Annotated in this window: 10 protein-coding genes and 1 riboswitch; of the genes, 6 read left to right on the top strand and 4 right to left on the bottom strand. The window is 44.7% G+C overall.

Features of this window, described 5'->3' with window-relative positions:
- Positions 1 to 141 precede the first annotated feature (141 nt).
- Positions 142 to 1,245: a transaldolase gene (gene tal / locus HXT28_RS03290; RefSeq protein ID WP_016637653.1), complete on the bottom strand. Its 1,104-nt coding sequence runs from the start codon at positions 1,243 to 1,245 to the stop codon at positions 142 to 144.
- A gap of 219 nt (positions 1,246 to 1,464) precedes the next feature.
- Positions 1,465 to 3,564: a transketolase gene (gene tkt / locus HXT28_RS03285; protein ID WP_422113225.1), complete on the bottom strand. Its 2,100-nt coding sequence runs from the start codon at positions 3,562 to 3,564 to the stop codon at positions 1,465 to 1,467.
- A gap of 204 nt (positions 3,565 to 3,768) precedes the next feature.
- On the opposite strand from tkt, the gene hrcA reads away from it, so the two are divergent.
- From hrcA to HXT28_RS03255, 6 genes are all read left to right on the top strand, one after another.
- A complete protein-coding gene (gene hrcA / locus HXT28_RS03280; RefSeq protein WP_422113224.1) occupies positions 3,769 to 5,016 on the top strand; it encodes a heat-inducible transcriptional repressor HrcA in 1,248 nt (415 codons plus the stop codon).
- A gap of 145 nt (positions 5,017 to 5,161) precedes the next feature.
- On the top strand, positions 5,162 to 6,310 hold the full coding sequence (dnaJ, locus tag HXT28_RS03275) for a molecular chaperone DnaJ (protein WP_016637126.1): 1,149 nt from the start codon (positions 5,162 to 5,164) through the stop codon (positions 6,308 to 6,310).
- Positions 6,311 to 6,468: 158 nt separating this feature from the next.
- Complete coding sequence (fmt, locus tag HXT28_RS03270; RefSeq protein ID WP_422113223.1) at positions 6,469 to 7,452, top strand: methionyl-tRNA formyltransferase; 984 nt, start codon at positions 6,469 to 6,471, stop codon at positions 7,450 to 7,452.
- A gap of 25 nt (positions 7,453 to 7,477) precedes the next feature.
- Positions 7,478 to 8,131, top strand: coding sequence for a phosphoserine phosphatase SerB (gene serB, locus HXT28_RS03265; protein ID WP_422113697.1), 654 nt, complete (start codon positions 7,478 to 7,480; stop codon positions 8,129 to 8,131).
- 826 nt (positions 8,132 to 8,957) lie between these two features.
- Positions 8,958 to 9,788, top strand: a complete 831-nt coding sequence (locus HXT28_RS03260; protein WP_422113222.1) for an inositol monophosphatase family protein — start codon at positions 8,958 to 8,960, stop codon at positions 9,786 to 9,788.
- Positions 9,789 to 10,263: 475 nt separating this feature from the next.
- Entirely contained in the window at positions 10,264 to 18,480 is an 8,217-nt protein-coding gene (locus HXT28_RS03255) for a hypothetical protein (protein WP_422113221.1), read from the top strand.
- A gap of 299 nt (positions 18,481 to 18,779) precedes the next feature.
- Here the strand turns inward: HXT28_RS03255 and HXT28_RS03250 are convergent, their stop codons facing one another.
- Together HXT28_RS03250 and thiC are read right to left on the bottom strand one after the other, a co-directional pair.
- Positions 18,780 to 19,316 carry a peptidylprolyl isomerase gene (locus HXT28_RS03250; protein WP_064346944.1) on the bottom strand — a complete coding sequence of 179 codons (537 nt, stop codon included), beginning with the start codon at positions 19,314 to 19,316 and terminating at the stop codon, positions 18,780 to 18,782.
- Positions 19,317 to 19,610: 294 nt separating this feature from the next.
- Positions 19,611 to 22,265, bottom strand: coding sequence for a phosphomethylpyrimidine synthase ThiC (thiC, locus tag HXT28_RS03245; protein ID WP_064346946.1), 2,655 nt, complete (start codon positions 22,263 to 22,265; stop codon positions 19,611 to 19,613).
- A riboswitch (TPP riboswitch) is annotated at positions 22,263 to 22,368 on the bottom strand. It overlaps the preceding gene by 3 nt.
- Positions 22,369 to 22,540: the final 172 nt, after the last annotated feature.

Raw genomic sequence — 22,540 nt, 5'->3', positions numbered from 1 at the left:
TGGCAAAAATTACGGACGTTTTCTTGTTTTTCTGACGCAAACAAAAACCGCACATGTGTGAATTAATCCACGAACATGTGCGGTTTATGTTATTTAGCAGTTTCGCTGATTAGCAGTTTAGCTATCAGACGATTAGCAAAATCAGGCGTTTACGCGATCGATGCCGGACTGTACGTCAGCAATCACGGAATCCCAAGACTTGATGAAGGCGGCAACACCGTCAGCCTCAAGCTTGTCGGTAACGTCCTTGATGTTGATGCCAAGCTCAGCAAGCTTGTTCATAACAGCGTGGCTCTCTTCGTAAGTGCCCTTAATGGAAGCAGCGCCATTGCCGTGATCAGCAAGAGCGTTCAAAGTCTTTTCTGGCATGGTGTTCACAACATGCTCAGCAACCAACTCGTCAACGTACTTGCAATCGGAGTAAGCTGCGTTCTTGGTGCCGGTAGAAGCCCAAAGTGGACGCTGCTTCTTAGCGCCCTTGGCTTCAAGCTCAGCCCAACGTGGATCAGCTGCGAACTTCTTCTCGAAGAGTTCGTAAGCCAAGCGAGCGTTAGCAACAGCAGCCTTGCCTTCAAGAGCCTTAGCTTCATCGGAACCGTTAGCTTCGAGGAGCTTGTCAACAGCGGTATCAACGCGGGAGACGAAGAAGGAAGCTACGGAACCAATGTGCTTCAAGTCGTGACCGTTAGCTGCAGCCTGAGCGATACCTTCGATGAAGGCGTCGATAACCTGCTCGTAGCGCTCGAGGGAGAAGATCAAGGTTACGTTCACGGAAATACCCTTAGCAAGGGTAGCAGTGATAGCTGGAAGACCTTCCAAAGTTGCAGGAATCTTGATCATAACGTTTGGACGATCAACCTTTGCCCAAAGCTCTTCAGCCTGCTTCTCAGTGTTAGCAGTATCGTGAGCCAAACGTGGGTCAACTTCGATGGAGACGCGGCCGTCAACGAAGTCGGTCTTTTCAGCAATCTCGCGGAAGATATCGGTTGCGTTACGAACATCGGTAGTGGTCAACTCGCGGATAGCGGTTTCAACGTCGACCTTGCCGAGTTCCTTAAGCTGTGCGTCATATGGACCAACCTGGCTCAAAGCCTTCTGGAAGATGGATGGGTTGGTGGTAACGCCAACAACATTCTTGTGAGCAATCAAATCCTGCAAAGAACCGGACTCAATGCGGGTACGGGACAAATCGTCCAACCAAATAGAAACGCCGGAATCGCTGGTGCGCTGCGTTGCTTCAGTCATGTTATCTCCTTAACACTGTGCTCCACCAATTGGGGCACGTCGGTATTGTGGCGTTGTTACAAGAAACAGCGGTTGATGCCGAACCAACGGTAGCTCGACATCAACACGCCATCGCTGTTTCTTGTGAAGTAGCTAAATTAGCACTTCGAGTTTTGTGATGAATCAATTTTATTTTGATACATCAAGCTTTTTCGCTTATCTGCTTTTTGCCTAGTTATCTTAGGCGCGAGCTTCTTCGATAGAAGCCTTAGCAGCTTCTACTACGTGCTCAGCAGTAATGCCCAAGTCGATCATGTTCTGACCGCCGTCACCCTGCAAGCCGTACTGTTCGATAGAAACAGCCTTGCCGCAATCGCCAAGATACTTGTACCAAGGCAATGCCAAGCCAGCTTCGATGGAAACGCGAGCCTTAACGGACTTTGGCAAGATTGCTTCCTTGTACTCTTCGTCCTGCTCTTCGAACCATTCGAGAGATGGCATGGAAAGAACGCGAGCCTTAACGCCTTCTGCAGCCAAAGTCTTGGCAGCAGCAACAGCCCACTGAACTTCGGAACCGGTTGCCATGAGGATTACGTCTGGAGTGCCTTCGCAATCAACCAAAACGTAAGCGCCGTGCTTTACGCCTTCGCGAGCCTTCTCAGCAGTCTCGGCGAGGGTTGGGACACCCTGGCGAGTCAAAATCATGGCAGTTGGGTAGCTGTTCTTCTTCTCGAAGAAGTAGCGGTAGGCTTCAGCAGTTTCGTACTCGTCTGCAGGGCGCACAACCTCAAGCTGAGGAATAGCGCGGAAAGCAGCCAAGTGTTCGATTGGCTGGTGAGTTGGACCATCTTCGCCCAAAGCTACGGAATCATGAGTCCAAACGTAGAGGTTTGGAATCTCCATCAAAGCAGCCAAGCGAACTGCTGGGCGCTCGTAGTCAGAGAACTGGAAGAAGGTGCCGTTGAATGGGCGAGTGTCAGAACCAAGCAAAATACCGTTGGTAATAGCACCCATTGCGAACTCGCGTACACCGAAGTGAAGCTGACGACCGTGCTCGGAAACATTTGGCCAAGTGCGGGTTGCGTCTTCGGATGGACCGAAGGAGTCAGCGCCCTTAATGTTGGTGTTGTTGGAGCCGCCCAAATCAGCGGAACCGCCCCAAAGTTCTGGCATAACAGCAGCAATTGCGTTAAGAACTGCGCCGGAAGCCTTACGGGTAGCGACCTTGGAACCGACTTCGAAGCCAGCAACCAAGTCGTCAATGGCCTTGTCGAAGCCTTCAGGAAGCTTGCCAGCCTTAATGCGCTCGTAGAGAGCAGCCTTGTCTGGGTTGGCAGCAGCCCACTTTGCAAGAGTTTCGTCCCAAGCCTTGTGAGCAGCCAAGCCGCGCTCTGCAACCTTGCGAGCATGAGCCAAAGCTTCTTCGTCGATTGGGAATTGAGCTTCTGGATCGAAACCGCAAAGTTCCTTCAAGCCCTTCACAGCTTCTTCGCCAAGCTTGGAGCCATGGGAAGCTTCGTTGTTGGTCTTGCCTGGGGTTGGCCAAGCAATCAAAGTATTAACCTTAATGAAGTGAGGCTTATCGGTAACTTCCTGAGCCTTTTCAATAGCTGCAGCCAAAGCCTGAACGTCTTCCTTATAGGAGCCATCTGGCTGAATGAAGCTCACTTCATCGGTGTACCAACCGTATGCACGGTAACGAGCAAGAATATCTTCAGAGAAGGTGAGCTTGGTGTCGCCTTCGATCTGAATGTGGTTTGCATCGAAGATTACGGTCAAATTGCCGAGCTTCTGGTTTCCAGCCAAGGAAGCAGCCTCAGAAGAAACGCCTTCCTCAACGTCGCCTTCGCCGCAGATAACCCAAACCTTGTGATCGAATGGGGAGGTGCCAGCTGGAGCTTCTGGATCGAGAAGTCCGCGCTCAAAGCGCTGGCCGTAAGCGAAACCAACAGCGGAAGCAAGACCCTGACCGAGTGGGCCAGTGGTCATTTCAATGCCTGGAGTTAAGCCATATTCTGGGTGACCTGGAGTACGCGTGTCGGCGCCGCCACGGAAATACTTGAGGTCGTCAAGAGTCAAGCCGTATCCAGAGAAGAACAACTGCACGTATTGCGTAAGCGAAGCGTGACCGCCAGAAAGAATGAAACGATCGCGACCGGCCCACTTTGGGTCAGCTGGATCGTGCTTAATGAAGTGCTGGTACAGAGTGTACGCAATTGGTGCCAATGAAACAGGGGAGCCAGGATGTCCATGTCCTGCTCGCTCAACAGCATCAGCCGAGAGAACCTTCGCCATCTTTACGGCGCGCTCGTCTAATGCAGACCAGTTGAAATCGGTCATGTGATCTACTTTCCTTCCAATAATTCGGGTTTTTACGCACAGCTTACGCTGGCTTTTACCCTCTCATTGCCCTTCAATCCTATCTTTCGTGCGCGACGAATATGTTATAAAGTGTGTCAAAAGTTTGCTTTTATGTTCTGTTGCGTGCTAAGAAATAGATTACTATAGAAGTATAGTATTTAGACGTGTTTGTAAGGAGCGATAATGCAGTCACGACGCATGATGGTATTGCGTGCGGTTGTTGAGGATTATATTCGTTCTCAGGAGCCTGTTGGTTCTGCTGCTTTAGCAAAACATCATCAGCTTGGTGTCAGTTCAGCGACCATTCGTAACGATATGTCGGCTTTGGAAGAAGAAGGTTACTTAATACAGCCGCATACTTCTGCAGGGCGTATTCCTACTGAAAAAGGCTACCGTTATTTTGTTGACGGTTTGGCTGCTGTGATTCCGCTTTCTGAGCCCCAGCGTCGTGCTATACGTAACTTTTTAAGCGGATCGGTTAGTTTGCAAGATACATTGCAGCGTTCTGCGCGTTTGCTTGCAAGTATTACAGGTCAAGTTGCTCTTGTTGCAGCTCCGGCATTATCTCGCGCGAGTGTTCGTCGTATTGAGCTTGTTCAAGTTTCCATGAGTATGCTGCTGGCAGTTGTTATTACTGATACTGGCAGTGTTGCGCAGCATATGTTGCAGATTTCGGATGTGAATGCTGAAGAATTAAGTCAGTCTATTGCTACTATCAATAAGTTATGCGTTGGGTTGTCGTTGCGTGAAGCCGCGCGTACACTGCAAACAATTTCTACTACTATTGCTAGTGCTCATATTCGTAATTTGCTTCGTTCTCTTGTGGATGCGTTAGAAGATATGCATATTGGTGAACATACGCATGATTTGTATATGGCTGGAGCTTCTCAGTTGGCTCACCGTCAAACAATGAGTGATTTTGCTTCCTTGTTTGATGCTCTTGAAGAGCAGGCTGTGATAATGCGCTTAATGACTGCGATGAGTGAAGAAGCAAGTGACTGTGCCAGTGGTGTAAGTGTTGCTATAGGTTCCGAGACTCATAATCCAGGTTTATTGCATGCTTCTGTTGTTACGAGTGGATATGGGTATGATCCAGATGCGTCTACTGATTCTGCAGATTTTACTAGCTCAAATGTTGATTCTGGTAATGCTGGTTCTGGGAATGCTGATGCGGTATATGTTGGTTCTGCGAATGTTGGTTCTGCAAAAGCTGCCTTTATAAATAATATTGACAATCAGCTAATGAATGAATCTTCATCTCAAGCTGATGTTTCTACTCAAGAATCAAATATCGATCGAACTCATCGTCAAAATATGCCAGTTGCTTTTATTGGTTCTATTGGACCGCAACATATGGATTATGTTGCTACGATGGCTGCTGTTAAAGCGGTTGCACGTTACCTAAATGCGTTTATTGCACAAAATCGTTGAAAATCACTGTTGGTTATGACTTACTGACGTTGCCTTATGGCACAATAAGTGGAGTTATATAATAGGTGACGTTGAGTAATACTGATGGGGTTTATTACGAAGTTTGTTACGAAATGTGTTATGAAGTCTATTCAAAGGGATTACAGTGACTGATTATTATAAGATTTTGGGTGTTGACCATAATGCTAGCGATGATGAAATTCGTAAAGCATATCGCAAGATGAGCCGCAAATACCACCCGGATATTGCTGGCGCTGAGTTTGAAGATAAGTTTAAAGAAGTGAATGCTGCTTATGACGTGCTTTCTAATCCAGAAAAGCGTCGTATGGTAGATATGGGTGTTGATCCTAATGATCCTTCTGCTGGTGCAGGTGCTGGTGCTGCTGGCTTTTCAGATATGGGTATGGGGGATATTTTCAGCCAATTCTTTGGTGGCTCTTTTGGTAGTTCGCAAGGGCCAATTTCTCGCGTACAGCCTGGAGATGACGCGTTAGCTGAGGCGCGTATTGATTTGAAAACCGCTATTTTTGGCGGCAATGTCAGTGTGCGCGTAACTACTTTTGGCGTATGCAAGGATTGTTCTGGTTCTGGTTCTGCAGACAGTGCTGCTCCTGAACAGTGTGATCAATGCCATGGTTCTGGTTTTTGCCAGAAGATTGTGCGCACTATGCTTGGGCAAATGATGTCTTCAATGCCTTGTGATAAGTGCGAGGGGCATGGCACCATTATTAAGAATCTTTGCCAGAACTGCCATGGTCATGGTCGTGTGCGTACTATTCGTGAAGTTGGTGTGAATGTGCCAGCTGGCATTCGTGATGGTAGTCGTTTGCGCTTAGCTTCGCAGGGTAGTGTTGGCGAATGCGGTGGTCCTGCCGGCGATTTGTATGTTGATATTCATATTCGCGCTGATAAGCAGTTCACGCGTAACGGTGACGATTTGCATTGCTGGATTACGGTTCCTATGAGTTGGGCTGTGCTTGGTCATAATGTTGAGATTAATACGTTTGACGGTTTGCAGCGCATAGTTATTCCTGTTGGCTGCCAGAGTGACGATACTATTACTTTGTCAAATCTTGGCGTAACGAAACTGCGTTCTCAAGATCGTGGCAATATTGTTGTTCACGTCGTAGTGCAAACGCCTACAAAGCTGAATGATGAGGAACGTGCTTTAATCGAGAAGTTTGCTCAATTGCATGACGGCAGTGTGAAGCAAGTGCAGCAGCATTCTTTGACAGAACAGCCAAGTGAGCGTAAAGGTTTCTTTAGTAAATTAAAGGAAGCGTTTGCTGGCTGATATTTTCAGGCTGATGTTTGCTGGCTGATGTTTGCAGATGGACAAAATTTTGTTAATTTGCAAATTTTATTACCGAACATGCGTGATACTCAAAAATCTTTTATAAGAGCACTATATAGGCATAGAATTTTATAAGTGTAAAAATTGTGGGGGTAAGTATGGTATTACCAATATTGTTTGCAGGTACTCCAGAAGTTGCGGTTCCATCTCTTCGTGAGCTAGCAAAAGATAATGAGCATTTTGACGTTCGTGCAGTGCTTACTCGTCCTGACGCTCCAACAGGTCGTGGAAGGAAGCTGGTTCCAAGCCCTGTGAAGAAGGCTGCTCTTGAGCTTGGTTTGCCGGTGCTTGAGTCGGATCCTAAAAATGAAGATGTGTTTCTTGAACAGCTTGCGGCAACTGGTGCAAAAGCTGCAGCAGTTGTGGCGTACGGTAAGATTTTGCGCCAGAATGTTTTAGATGCGTTGCCGCTCGGCTGGTATAACCTTCATTTTTCGATTCTTCCGCAATGGCGAGGTGCAGCTCCTGTGCAGCGCGCAATTTGGGCCGGGGATGACATTACAGGTGCTACGGTTTTTCGCATTACACGCGGCATGGATTGTGGACCTATTTTGGCGCAGTTTACTACAAAAATTGAGCCTCACGAAAATTCTGGCGATCTTCTTGCGCGACTTGCAAACGACGGAGCTCCGCTGCTTGCAGCATCTCTTCGTGGTATGGAAACTGGTGAAATTGTGCCGGTTGAGCAAGATCAAACTCCTCAAGAAGTTGCGCAAAAAATCACGGTTGAAGATGCTCATATTGATTTTCATGCGCCAGCTTTTGCTGTTGATCGTCAAATTCGTGCTTGTACGCCAAATCCAGGTGCGTGGTGCGAACTTCACGCTGATGATGAACATAATGCGGATCCGATTACTTTGCATGTTTTACGCGCAGTTCCAGCAAATGCTAACGATCCACATGGTGAGGAATTGATGAAGCTTGATCCTGGAAAATTGCTTGCTGGCAAGAAGCAAGTTTGGGTCGGTACTTTAAGCGGCGCACTTGAACTTTTGGAAGTAAAAGCGCAAGGTAAGAAAGCTATGAAAGCGGCAGACTGGGCGCGCGGAGCCAGGCTTTCGGCAACAGCTTACTGTGCATAAAATTATGAGTATGAACCTTTCTTCGATGTTGCCAACTTTATCCAAGCCTGGGCTTTTGGTTATGGATGTTGATGCAACACTTATAGAAGAAGAAGTTATCGATTTGCTCGGTGCAGAAGCTGGATGCGGAGATGAGCTTTCTAAGATTACAGCGCGCGCAATGCGTGGCGAAATTACTTTCGATACTTCCTTGCGTCTGCGCGTGAGTATGCTTCGCGGTTTACATATTGATGAGTGCAAAAAGCGTATTATTTCGCAAATTCACGTAACTAAAGGCGCGAATGTTTTAATTGACACTCTTCATGCGCATGGTTGGAAAGTTGGCGCAGTTTCTGGCGGTTTTCACGAGATTTTGGACGAATTTTTGCCGGGTTTGAATATTGATTTTTGGGTGGCTCACCATTTGGAATCTATAAATGGCAGGCTTACTGGCAACGTACTTGGAAATATCGTTAACGCTAACGCAAAAGTTGAAGCGCTACAAACTTGGGCAAGTAATTTCGGAATTGCGCACGAACAAACTGTTGCAGTGGGGGATGGAGCGAACGATATTGCAATGATTACATTCGCTGGATTAGGCGTGGCTTTCTGCGCAAAACCAGCAGTTCAAGCGGCTACTCCTTACCGCATTCTTACTCGCGATGTAAGTGCTGTCTTGCGTTTTTTGAATGTGAATTAATGCGTTGCTTAATGTTGCGTGAGTTTCGGGGATTTCTTTATTTGCGATTTTCTTTTCGATATTCTTTTCGATATTCTTTAGTATCGTCTATGAGTTTTGTAACTGGTTTAGTTTTTTGGTTTTGACGAGGCTGGAAAATTTGTGTTTGCGTGCGTCCCGTCCTTCGTCGCTTTAACTGTTAAAGCATTTTATTGTGTTCGCCTATCTTTTAACAATGTTGCTTCCTCAGTCCTCTTTTAGCACTGAACACAATTTTTCCAGCCTCTCAACACACTAAACAACAACACAAAACTCATAGACTCGTTAAGTTTGTTACGAAAAGTGCGTGGTTTACTAAGTGCAACTAAAGTCGCGCAATTAAGCTGCGGGTGGGTGCGTAGGTTGAGATTTTCTGGTGTGATGTGTGCAGCAGCATGAGTGCTAGCGTTCTCTATGCAATAGAGAATCAGCGTCTGCAGAGCACAACTGCAAAACTTCATAAACGCGCAAGATCCAATCAGTGCGAAAAATCTCAAATCTCTACCACGTTAATATCACTACGAATGAATTACAAAACATATTGAGATGCAAAATAAATTCTGCATTTATAGAACGAAAAGTTGAGTAATGTACGTAGGCAATGTAAAATTGTAGGACAATGATTAAATATTAATGATGAATACTAGTGATGAGATACTAGTTTGTGCATGTTGTGTATCTTTTAACCACAACATATGTTTGTGCTGGTAAGTCTTTTATAAGACAAGTAAAATAGTAAGTAATTTGTAAGTGAGAGAGAGTGTGCGTAAATACGGGAATTTACGTATAGCAGGGTAGGGAGTGTAACGTGAATTTACGAGAAGTTGCGCTAGAAGTTGCGCGTATTTTGGAAGATGTTGGTAAACATGCGTATCAGGATCAGTTAAGTCCTCAAGATATGACTTCGCTTGCGTTGGGTGATCCTATGCAATCAGAGTCTGGTTTTGGTGACAAGCTTGTGCGCTTTATTCAAAACCGTTTGACCTATGTCAATCCTTTCCAAGGTTTTTGGAGAACGAGACCAGAGCATTGTAATCCTGGAGACCGTTTTTGGTGTGTTGGCAATGTTGATGGTGCTATTAATTTCAACCGAGACATGGCTGAGTGGACGCTTACGGTTTCTTTGTTTGAATTTAATGATGAAGGTTCAGCTCGCCCTGTGCTTGGTGTAGTACATGCTCCTGCATTGGGTTTGACATATCTTGCTGCAAAAGATCAAGGTGCGATTCGTATTCGCAGAACTCCACAAGGTGAGAAACGTGAAAAGATTACGCCGTCTACATCTTCGGATCTTCGTGGTTCGGTAGTTTGCTATGGTATGTCTTATATTCCGGGCGAATCGAAACGTGCTTTGGATGTGGTTGCTTCATTAGAAGAAGGTTGTCCGGCAGATATTAAACGCATTGGTCCAGCCTCGCTTGATTTATGCAAGGTGGCAGACGGCACGTACGACGCTTATTTTGAGCCGCATTTGCATCAATGGGATATTCCAGCAGTTTCTGCCGGTGCCGTGGTGGTGCAAGAAGCTCAGGGACAAGTATGCCAGTGGGATGGAAGTCCTATTCATTACCGCCGCGAGAATGATGTAGTAGCGTCGAATGGTTTACTTATTGATAAGCTGCGACCATATCTTAATTAGGTAACGTAATTAGGTAACGTAATGAGGTAACGTAATGAGGTAACGTAGCTAAATAATGTAACCAAATGATTCATTACATAGCAATCAATAATTTTGCATGACGTAATTTTAAAAGCGGCACTTACGCAGCTAGTAGTAGCTGAGAATAGTTACTACAAGCTGCGGCGTGTCGCTTTATTTTGTAAAGAAATATCATAACGTCATAATCTATAATTTCTGCGGAAATACGCCGAAATATTTAAAAATCATAGTGTAACAATGCTTGAAATGCGTGAAGTTTTGAGTATCATTACATCTGTACGGGTGTCAGTTTGCAAGGTTTATGCTCGCTGAAACGTATGGGAGAGTATGAAGCGTAATGAAACTGCAAGCTGGCGTGTATCAATGAAGTGGATGCTGATTGCTTGTTGCTGTCTGTTATTGTTGGCTGCAAATTGCATATTCAGCTTATGTATACCAAATAAAGTGAGGAATAATGACGAAGAAGAGTATTACTGTAAAGCATCTTGCTGCTTTGCAAAAGTCTGCTAAGCATACTACTTATGCGCCACTATCCAAGAGTGTGTGCGCTGCGATGCTTGCTGGATCAATGTTGCTTGGGGGGGGGGTATTCGTTTCTCCTGCCTATGCTGATGGTTATGTAAGTGGTGACGGTGCTCGCGTTTATTACGGCTACAAAGCTGACGCTGATTACAGTAAAGAGCGTTTGCTGATTAAAGTAACATATTATAAAACTAAGGCTGACGCGCTTAAAGGTGGAAACGATGGTGTTGATCCGCTTGGTAAGTTTGTGCGCGTTGAATATACTTCTAATAATCCTGAGGATTCAAATAAACAACCAGATAAGTGGGCTTTAAGACCAACTTGGTGGTTTGGTGTGCCAAAAGGTTTGGAAACAGGTACGATTTCTCAAATTCGTTTGGTAAGGAATGAGCGAGGAACTCAGGAGGCTTCTAGTCCAGCTACTCCTGGTGCTAAAAAGTTGCAAGATGCTTCAAGGCCAGGCTATGTTATAGCAAGTGACCATACGTATAACAACATAGATCAGTGGAAGCACAGTGTTTCGCGCGATTATTACTCTGGTAGTGACAAGACCATCGATGGCAAGGGTTGGCAGCGTATGGTCGGTATTACTAAGAATGAGAAAGATTACGATAATTCTGGTAATACCAAAGATCAGTGGAATATTTATAAGGACGGTGAGGCTAACGGTCTCCAGGGTATTTTTGCTGACTGGGAGTCTGCTGGTCAACGCTACTACGAAATGTCGTATGTGGCAGAAATGACGGATGAGGCTTGGATGCAGCGCGATCAGAAGCCGCTGTTGTTTGTTGCAGGTATTTACCGTGGTGTTGGCAATTGGCGTTACGTTGCAGGTACCACGATGCGTGCACCGAAGATTGCTGATCATTTGGAATTGAAATATCCTAAGCCGACGCCTGTAAAGAATCTTGACTCGCTTGATGAGAATGAACAGGCAGCAGTGAAGAAGGCTATTGAGGATGTTAATAAGAGTGCGGATTCAAAAAATCCAAACTTATTTGATAAGCTGGTAGCAAAAGACGGCGTTAGTGTTGATGCTAAAGGTAATGCGACTATTACTTTTACAGACAACACTAAGCGTGTTATGCCGGCTAACTTATTGGTATTAAAGAACGAAACCGATAAAGACAAGTATAAGCCAACGCTTCCAGCTCGCACGCCTGTAGTGAAGCCGTCTAAGTTGACCGATGAGGACAAGAAGACTGTTATTGCTGCGTTCAAGAAGGCGAATCCTGATGACAGCGAATTTAGCAAGCATCTTGCTAAGGATAATGCTATTGCTTTCGATAAAGACGGCAAGAACCTTGTTGTGACTTACGAAGATGGTTCAAATCTTGAAATCCCTGCGTCTGATTTGGTGTATCAAGGTGCAACTATCGCCGATTGGGCGCCGTACATTTTGCCGGGTTATACAGAAGTTGATAATCCTTCTTCTCTAACTCAAAAAGAGATTACTGATTTAATAGCTAAGTTTGATAAAGCTAACGAAAAGTTAGGTATATACAATGCTGCTAAGCAAAATGGTAAATCTCCTGTAAGTATTGCTACTAACGGTACTGCTACTATAACTTGGAAAGATGGATCGCAAACTATAGTTCCAGGTTTCTTATACTTAAAGAAGAAAGCTCCTGATGCTCCAAAGCTGAAGCCAACTGGCGATGAGAAAAAGTATTTCACGGTTGCTGTTCCTACTGACATTCCCTCTGTGAATTTTGATCCGTTTAACATGAAGACAACTGATTTAACTGATCATAGTACGCAACTTACTTCAATTAAAGATACTTTGAAGGGGTTGACTGCTACTGATACTAAGGACTCTGATACTCATCCTCAAATTACCGACGTTACGTTTGCTGTTGATAAGAATGGTGTCGGCAAGGTTACTTTTACGGCAGATAAGTATGAGTCTGCAACTTACCCGATGGGTATGTTTATGAAACAGAAGCCTGAACTGCAGAAGCATCAGCAGTCTGGCACTGTTGAGGAAAGCGGAATCAAATACAACCTTAATAAGTATTTTGTCGATGACCCTGAGCATCTTACTACAGAAGATAAAAATGGTGCGCTTCTTCAGTTTGTTAAAGATAACTACAAGTCAGCTGGTACATTAACTGGAAGCAAATGCCTTGTGAGCAATCTTACGCCAAAAGATAGCACTAAGGGTCTTACGGCTAGTGTCAATTCTGGTGATGGCGTCGTTGATATTGAATACAACAACAGTGGAGACATTGTAATTAAGGGTTACAAGACTACTGGTTCATCTACGAAGCTCACTGAACTTCTTACTATTGATCACAGTAGGATTTATGAGAAGCGCAAGAAGGAGACAGTAACTCCACAGCCAAGCCAAGATGGATACAAGTATAATCTTACAAAGATTGGTATTGCAGGTGAAACTCCAACTCAAGATGAAATGAAGCATGCGTTGCAGCAGTTTGTGAACGATAACTATACTGGCACAATCCCTGCAATGAGTGATGGTACAGTTACGCTTGAAAATGCTTCTGGAGTAAATGCAGCTCCAAATACTACAGGTATGACTCCGTATAGTGATGCTACTGGTGCTGGTGTTACAAAGATTTTTGCGAATACAAGTGCAGGCACGGAAGGTTATGGCGATATCATAGTTTGTGGACACAAGAAGGGCGATACTGAAGAAGATGCCAGTGGTGCATCTACTGAAGAACAACTATTCACCATCAAGGCATCTGACTTGTATATCAAGAATAGCGGAAGCCAGAATCCTACGGACAACACCGTTGAAAAATTGAAGGCTCTTGCTAAGCAGCTTTTGGCTGAAAAGAAAAATCTTACTAAATCTGACTTTACAAGAGCTGGTTTAAATAAAGATGAAATAACTGATAAAGCTATTGATAAGATGACTGATGCCGAAGAGCTTCGTGAGCTTATTAAGAAGCTGAGTGAAGCAAAGCATGCTGATCCTACTTACAATTCTGCTGGTGATGTTGTTGTTGATAATCCAGCCACGCCTACTGAAGATGATTTCAAGAAGGCTGTGGAAGCGTTCGTAAAAGTTAACTACGATAATAGCGACAAATTCAATGCTAATACTGTCCCTACAACTTTACCTACTGATTTAACTCCAAAGTCTGGCACTGTTAACATGGAAATTGCTGACGATAATATCATGTCAGTTACTTCCAGCGAAACCGATGGTAAAAAAGACTATAAGTCAATCGTCTTTAAGGATCAGAATGGTAAGCAGCTTTTCTCTGTTGCTATTAGCTACAAGAAGAAGGAAAAAACTCCAAAGCTTAGCGACGATGAGCTTAAGGAGATGAGAAAGCAAGCTAAGGAGACAATCGATCATAATCCAAATCTGACTAAGACAGATAAGAAAGGTTTTGATGATCGTATTGATACAGCAAATACTGCTGAAGAAATTCAAAAGATTTTGAAGGAAGCTGCAGAGAAAGCTGGTGAAAACGCAAAATCTGTAGATCCAACAGTTAGTAACGAAATAAGCGGCAATCAGAATGGTACTGACGCTGAGAACCAGCAGAAGCTCGACGCTGCTAAAGAAGCTGCTAAGGATATTATCAGCAAGCTTCCTAATTTGAGTGATGATGAAAAGAATACTCTTAAGGGTAAGGTCAATAAAGCAGCTGACATTAATGGCGTGAATAGCGTTGTTGATGAAGCCAAGAAACTCAGCGAGCTTAAGGGCGTTAAGGAAGAAGCACAAAAAGCAACGTTTGTGTTCCTTGACCACGGTAAGGGTGGAAAAGATGATTCGTCTGATCCAAACCACACTGAGGATGCTGCTCTTAACGAGTTGCTCGGTGGAACTCCTGCTAAGGATCCAACGCTCACTGCTTTGGAAGCTGCTCTTGCAAAGCAGGATGCCACTGCAGATGAGATTAAGAATGCTCTTGACGCCGCCAAGCTACAGAATACAAGTAACGAGCAGAATGCCAAGAATGCTGGTATTGCGAAGCTTGAAACTAAGAAAGCAGAGCTTGATGCAGCATACAAGGCGTTGACTTCTGAACAGCAAGCGAGCGTTAAAACTTCATATGAAGCTGCCACTAAAGCAATCGATGATGCTAAGACTGCTGTGAACAACGCAACAAAGCCTTCCGAAATCAAGAAGGCTGTTGATGGCGTAGATACTAATATCGATGCTGCGAATGGAGACATTAAGAAGAATACGCCTAAGCGCGATACTTCTAGTATCACCAACGATCAAAATTCTGAACTTAATAAAGAAAAGGAAGCTCAGAAGAAGCGTATTAACGGTAGTGATCTTCCAGATGCTGAAAAGCAGAAGGCTATTAAGGACATCGAAGCTGCAACTATGCTTGGTGATCCAACCGGTATTGCTAATCGTTACTTGAAAGCTCAAAAGATTGAGGATGCTAAGAAGCAGATTGCTGATCTTAAGTATTTGAACAAGGCTCAAAAGCAGTATTATAAGGATCTTCTTGATAGCACTGATGCCTCTGATCATGTTGATGAAGCTGGAAAGTCTACTGGCAAGGATGACATCGATGATGCTCTTGAGCAAGCGTTGAACTTGAACGGTGTGATGAAGCGTTTGGCTGATCTTGCTACGAGTGCAGACGCGCTTAAGAAGGATGATAAAGATAAAAAGTATTCTTCTGCCACTGAAGATAAGAAATCTGCTTTCGATGCTGCTTTGAAGGCTGCAAACACTCAACTAGATAAGGTTGATGGCGCAGACAGCGACAATATTAACGCTGACGGTGCTAACGCTTTGTACAATGATTTGCTTAAAGCTATGCAAGGTCTTGATAGCTCTGTTAAGGGTGTTGGTTTGTACACTGACGACTTGCAAAAAGAGTACACTGATGATGTTGCTTTGAAGGAAAAGCCTGTATACAAGAATGCAACGAAGAATGTGAAGGAAGCATTCGATAAAGCTTTTGAAGCTGCAAAAACTGCTCTTGAAGAGGCTAAGGATGCAAATAAAGTAACTCAGCTTGGTGCTGATGCTGCAGCTCAGCAGAATGCAATCGGTGCTGCTCTTGCTAACTTAGTGAATACTCGCAAGGCTCTTGACGGCATTGATACAACTGCATTACAAGCTGAAGTCGACAAAGATAAGCTTTTGACGGATAAGCCTGTATACAAGAATGCTACTGAGAACAAGAAGACTGATTTTGACAAGGCACTTGCAGCGGCTGAAGATGCGATTGCGGATGCTGAAGGCAAGAAACAGTTAGCTGTTGGCGAGGATCCAAAGACTCAAGAACAGAAGCAAAAAGCTGTTGATGCTGCATTGACTGCATTGCAGAATGCTGCTAAGGCTCTTGATGGTAAGGAACAAAAGCCAACTCCGGCTCCTTCTGTTGATAAGACTGGTTTGAGGGCTCTTGTTGATGCTGCTGGGCAGGTGAAGGATTCTGACGCGTATAAGTATGCTGATGCTGATAAGCAGGGTGCTTATGATAAGGCTATTAGTGATGGTCAAAGCGTGTTAGCTAAGACTGATGCTACGGCTGATGATGTTGCTAAAGCTGTTCAGGCTATTACTACTGCTAAGACTGCGTTGGATGGTAAGAAGCCAGCTCCAACTCCAGCTCCTTCTGTTGATAAGACTGGTTTGCAGCATGAGATTGCGAATAGTGGTGATGTGAAGAAGTCTGATGATTATACGAATGCTCCTTCAGATAAGAAGCAGGCTTATGATCACGCTTTGGATCACGCTAACAATGTGAATAAGGATCCGAATGCAACTCAGGATCAGGTGAATCAGGCTGCTGAGGATTTGAAGAAGGCTGAGCATGATTTGAAGCCAGCCCCAACTCCAGCTCCTTCTGTTGATAAGACTGGTTTGCAGCATGAGATTGCGAATAGTGGTGATGTGAAGAAGTCTGATGATTATACGAATGCTCCTTCAGATAAGAAGCAGGCTTATGATCACGCTTTGGATCACGCTAACAATGTGAATAAGGATCCGAATGCAACTCAGGATCAGGTGAATCAGGCTGCTGAGGATTTGAAGAAGGCTGAGCATGATTTGAAGCCAGCTCCAACTCCAGCTCCTTCTGTTGATAAGACTGGTTTGCAGCATGAGATTGCGAATAGTGGTGATGTGAAGAAGTCTGATGATTATACGAATGCTCCTTCAGATAAGAAGCAGGCTTATGATCACGCTTTGGATCACGCTAACAATGTGAATAAGGATCCGAATGCAACTCAGGATCAGGTGAATCAGGCTGCTGAGGATTTGAAGAAGGCTGAGCATGATTTGAAGCCAGCCCCAACTCCAGCTCCTTCTGTTGATAAGACTGGTTTGCAGCATGAGATTGCGAATAGTGGTGATGTGAAGAAGTCTGATGATTATACGAATGCTCCTTCAGATAAGAAGCAGGCTTATGATCACGCTTTGGATCACGCTAACAATGTGAATAAGGATCCGAATGCAACTCAGGATCAGGTGAATCAGGCTGCTGAGGATTTGAAGAAGGCTGAGCATGATTTGAAGCCAGCTCCAACTCCAGCTCCTTCTGTTGATAAGACTGGTTTGCAGCATGAGATTGCGAATAGTGGTGATGTGAAGAAGTCTGATGATTATACGAATGCTCCTTCGGATAAGAAGCAGGCTTATGATCACGCTTTGGATCACGCTAACAATGTGAATAAGGATCCGAATGCAACTCAGGATCAGGTGAATCAGGCTGCTGAGGATTTGAATAAGGCTGAGCATGATTTGAAGCCAGCCCCAACTCCAGCTCCTTCAGTTGATAAGACTGGTTTGCAAAAGGAAATTGGCAACGAGCCTAATGTGAAGAAGTCTGATGATTATACGAATGCTCCTTCAGATAAGAAGCAGGCTTATGATCACGCTTTGGATCACGCTAACGAAGTGAATAAGGATCCGAATGCAACTCAGGATCAGGTGAATCAGGCTGCTGAGGATTTGAATAAGGCTGAGCATGATTTGAAGCCAGCCCCAACTCCAGCTCCTTCAGTTGATAAGACTGGTTTGCAAAAGGAAATTGGCAACGAGCCTAATGTGAAGAAGTCTGATGATTATACGAATGCTCCTTCAGATAAGAAGCAGGCTTATGATCACGCTTTGGATCACGCTAACGAAGTGAATAAGGATCCGAATGCAACTCAGGATCAGGTGAATCAGGCTGCTGAGGATTTGAAGAAGGCTGAGCATGATTTGAAGCCAGCCCCAACTCCAGCTCCTTCAGTTGATAAGACTGGTTTGCAAAAGGAAATTGGCAACGAGCCTAATGTGAAGAAGTCTGATGATTATACGAATGCTCCTTCAGATAAGAAGCAGGCTTATGATCACGCTTTGGATCACGCTAACGAAGTGAATAAGGATCCGAATGCAACTCAGGATCAGGTGAATCAGGCTGCTGAGGATTTGAATAAGGCTGAGCATGATTTGAAGCCAACTCCAACTCCTTCAGTTGATAAGAGTGGTTTGCAGCAGGCTGTTGACGATGATACTAATTTCCGAAGCAAAGCACCGTATTTGGTTGCTGAAGTACCTGATTTAGATGCGTACAAGCAAGCTGTTGACGATGCTCATACAGTGCTTCAGGATGCTCATGCTACGCAGGCTCAAGTTGATGAAGCTTTGAAGAAGCTTCAGAATACTAAACAAGCGATTGTGAGCAAGTTTGGCACTACGAGTGATGCGGGTACAGGCGTCACTGCAGGTACCACCACTGGTACCACCACTGGCAGCAACGCTGGCACAACTACTGGCAACACAACCACCACTGGTGCAAGCGTTACGGCTGATCAGAGCACAACTGGTTCTACCAATGCTGCTGTAAACAATACGCCAGCTGTGAAGAACGCTGATGCTGCTGTTGCTCAAGCACAAGCGAAGGTTGAAGCTGCTGAGGCTGAAGTTAAGAAGCTTGCTGCTAACCCATCTGCAACGCAAGCTCAAGTTAATGCTGCTCAGCGTAAACTTGCGGATGCTCGTAAGACTCTTGCGGATGCTCAGGCTCATGCAGCTCAAGTCCGTAAGTCCGTGCAAGCTCATGCGTCACAGGCAGGTCGTGCTGCTGAACTAAGTAAGACTGGTAGTGCAGTATCTGTGTTGAGCATGTTTGCTGCAACGGTAGCTGCTGCTGGTGCTGCAATCTTCTTGGGTAAGCGTCGTGGCACTTCTCGTCACAGCAATAAGTAGGTTGTAGCTAGCTTAGTTGCTAGTTAGTCCCAAAATTAATAACGCATAGTAGAAAAGCCTTACTGGTGATTTTTAGTCGCTGGTAAGGCTTTTGTATGCTTAACTTACTTGCGTATGACAGAATTGTAGAGTTGATTGATCTTTTGCTGCATTGACAAAAACAAAATAAAAGTACAGAACAGCTCAAATGTAGAAAAGCTCCTGCGTGCTCAAATAAGCATCACAGGAGCTTTCTTTTTCAAAAAACAGACTTATAACAAATTGTTACTTGATGATAAGTAATACATTGATGTGAGAAATCACAACACCTCAATCGACATAATACCTACTGGTTCCAAAGGTGCGTCAGTTCGATCGGTAGCAACAGTATCGAGCTTATCTACTACTGCCTTTGAAGCAGCGTCAGCTACTTCGCCGAAAATAGTGTGATGACCATCGAGCCAAGGTGTTGGTACAGTCGTAATGAAGAATTGTGAGCCATTAGTGCCGTGTAAACGACCATCGCGTCCGCGGCGCTTACCCGCATTTGCCATAGCAAGCAAATAAGGCTTATCGAACTTCAACGACGGATCAATCTCATCGTCGAACTCATATCCAGGACCGCCTGTGCCGGTGCCAAGTGGGCAACCGCCTTGAATCATAAAATCTTTAATAATGCGGTGGAATGTCAAACCATTGTAGAAAGGTTCATGAGAAGCCTCACCAGTGAATGGGTCTTTCCACTCTTTTTCGCCGGTTGCGAGACCAATGAAATTCTTAACAGTTTCTGGCGCTTTGTCATCAAAGAGATTGATAGTAATATCGCCTTCAGAAGTATGCATAATAATTGTGCTCATAGTTGTAATTTTCCCATATGTTCGAGACTGCTAGCCAGTATCGTGTTATACGTTATATTTTGCGATATTGTAGAGCGAATTGAGAAACCAACCTAAGAACCAACCTAAGAACCAATTTGGCTATTAACGTAGGAATGAACTTAATATTTTGCAAGTTATAAAAAAGCGGGTTTTATAGTAAGCAGTAGCGCTCACTATAAAACCCGCTGTAGTTGGTTATTTTAACCTTCTTCTAATTTATTCGTGGTACGTATAAACGTGTATTTTCTAATATTGAAACGTATTAAAAATACACTATAAGTTTTGATACAGCGACGAACCAGATTCCTGGAACTTCTTGCTCATTGCCTTCATGCCATCAGTAATCGCCTGGCTACGCGCTTCCTCAACAAGCTGTTCCTGTTGAGCAGCGCCGCCAAAACGCTTACGAATATTCTGAGAAATAGCCATGGAGCAGAACTTTGGTCCGCACATCGAGCAGAAGTGCGCCATTTTTGCAGGCTCAGCAGGAAGAGTATCGTCGTGGAAAGCGATTGCAGTATCCGGATCGTAGCTTAAGTTAAACTGATCTAACCAACGGAACTCGAATCGAGCTTTACTAATAGCGTTATCGCGATCCATAGCATGCGGATGATGCTTAGCAAGATCAGCTGCGTGGCAAGCAATCTTATATGCAATCACGCCCTGCTTCACGTCGTCTTTGTTAGGCAATCCCAAATGCTCTTTAGGGGTCACATAGCAAAGCATTGCAGTACCGTAGCGTGCAATCTCTACGCCGCCAATTGCGGAAGTAATATGATCATAGCCCGGGGCGGTATCGGTAGTTAGAGGACCAAGCGTATAGAATGGAGCATTCTGGCAAATCGCCTTTTCCATCTCAATATTCATGCGCACAGTGTCGAATGGCACGTGTCCTGGACCTTCAATCATCACTTGCACATCGTGCTGCCAAGCAATCTTTGTAAGCTCACCAAGTGTCATAAGTTCGGAAAGCTGAGCCGCATCGTTTGCATCAGCCAAGCTACCTGGACGCAAACCGTCACCCAAAGAGAAAGCAACATCATACTTTGCGAAAATCTCGCATAACTCTTCAAAGTGCGTGTAAAGGAAGCTTTCTTGATGATGCTGTAAGCACCACTCTGCCATAATCGAGCCGCCACGCGACACAATACCGGTTACTCGGTTTGCGGTAAGCGGCACGTAGCGAAGTAGTACGCCTGCGTGAATAGTCATGTAGTCAACGCCCTGCTCGCACTGTTCGATAACCGTGTCTCGGAACAGCTCCCAGCTGAGCTTAGAAGCGTCATCCTCAACCTTTTCCAAAGCCTGGTACATTGGTACGGTTCCAATTGGCACAGGGGAGTTACGTAAAATCCATTCGCGAGTCGTGTGAATATCGTTACCGGTGGAAAGATCCATCACGGTATCAGCACCCCACTTCGTGGCCCACGTAAGCTTTTCTACTTCTTCGTCGATAGACGACGTAACAGCAGAATTACCCATGTTCGCGTTGAGCTTCGTTAAGAAGCGAGAACCAATAATCATAGGCTCAGCTTCAGGATGGTTAATATTGCAAGGAATTACAGCGCGTCCGGCTGCAACTTCTTCGCGAACCAGCTCCACGTCACAATTTTCGCGAGTAGCAACATACTGCATTTCTGGAGTAACAATGCCATGGCGAGCGTACCACATTTGCGTAATCGGATGATCCGCGCCCTTCATTGGCTTATGCGTACGCCCACGCCATTCCTTAGAAGCCTTACCGCGCTTAATAGCGCGCTTGCCATCGTCTTGAAGATTGCGTCTGCGGCCCTCATATTCCACAACGTCACCGCGGTCACGAATCCAGTCAAGGCGAAGCGGAGCCAAGCCCTCTTTAGGATCACACTTTGGTCCTTCCGTATTGTAGTCCTTAAAAGGCGGGTTAGGTCCCACGCCAGGAGTATCTGAAAGCTTAATTTCCGTGTACGGAACTTCCAAATCGTAGGAACCATACTTATATTCAAAATGAACAGGAGTAGTTTTGCGAATATGAGCCTTATCTCGCTGGGTGCAACCACGAGCCGCAATATCAACACGTTGTTGCTTAGCTAATTTTGCTGCATCTTTTGCTTCTTTAGCGTTAATAAACGTCGGCTTCTTTTCTTCAGATGGTTTTGAAGACTTTTCTTCTGTATTTTCCGCGACGATTACGCGTTTAGCGTAACCATGTTTTGCTTCACCGCGTACGGCTTTCCAACGTTCAATGAACTCACGCATAGTGGATTCTGGTGTTTCTGAAGTGTATAGAGGTTCAGCAACAAAGAATCCTGCAGCTTTTGTACGAGCAATCATAGCTACATCATCTAATTGTGTTTTTCCACCCACGAGTACTGGAAAATCACTTGCTACGCAAATTGTGTTAATTTTTGCTTCGTCCAACGTTGTGTGATTTGCTTCCAATTCGTAGGCAGCAGTAGTATTTTCGCATCCTTCTTCAGGATTGTGCATGGCAGTTACGCAAATATAATCAATGCAACCATCCGGAAGCTCATTAATAACTTTGACTAAACTTTCAGTTTCAACAGACAAGCCAATAATAGCGTCCTCTCCAAGCAAAGCACGTGCTTCTCGAGGTTCCATATCGCTTTGTGCAAGATGAATGCCGTCTACTTTGATACTTTGATTTCTAGCTTGCCAAGCAACGTCAACTCGCTCGTCAATAACAAACGTTACGGAATCGCACTTATTGTTATCTTCAATAATTTGAGCGATATCGCGAGCAAGAGTCGTAATTTCCTTAGCGTTTTCATTGTTGCAATGAAGTCGGATAAGAGTTGCTCCTGCGCGTAAAGCATCATCAACTACGTCAGTAAGTGGTCGATGATTACAAGCTTGTGGGTCTGCAATAAAGCAGGCGTTGAGATTAAATTGATTACGCATCGAAGCGTATGGATAATTTGAATTCATACTAAACTCGTTGCTCCCTACGTTGTATTAACTAACAGGTTCTAAGGGTTAGGTATTAAATACCTATCTCAGCCTTCCTATGAAAGCACCCCTGCAAAATGTTGAATTATCAATAAGTTTACACGATTATGCGCATTTCATGGGTTGGGGTATGTTGCAAATATGAGAGCGAACACGAAGGTGGTATGAAGACAAACACAATCATACATAGCAATAATAAATCTCAGCGGCACAATAGTTTCAAACACAATAGCTTTAAACACACTAGTTTCAAA

The sequence above is a fragment of the Gardnerella washingtoni genome, from assembly GCF_049262705.1.
Lineage (GTDB): Bacteria > Actinomycetota > Actinomycetes > Actinomycetales > Bifidobacteriaceae > Bifidobacterium > Bifidobacterium vaginale_D.
This window is presented reverse-complemented; position numbering and strand designations above follow the sequence as displayed.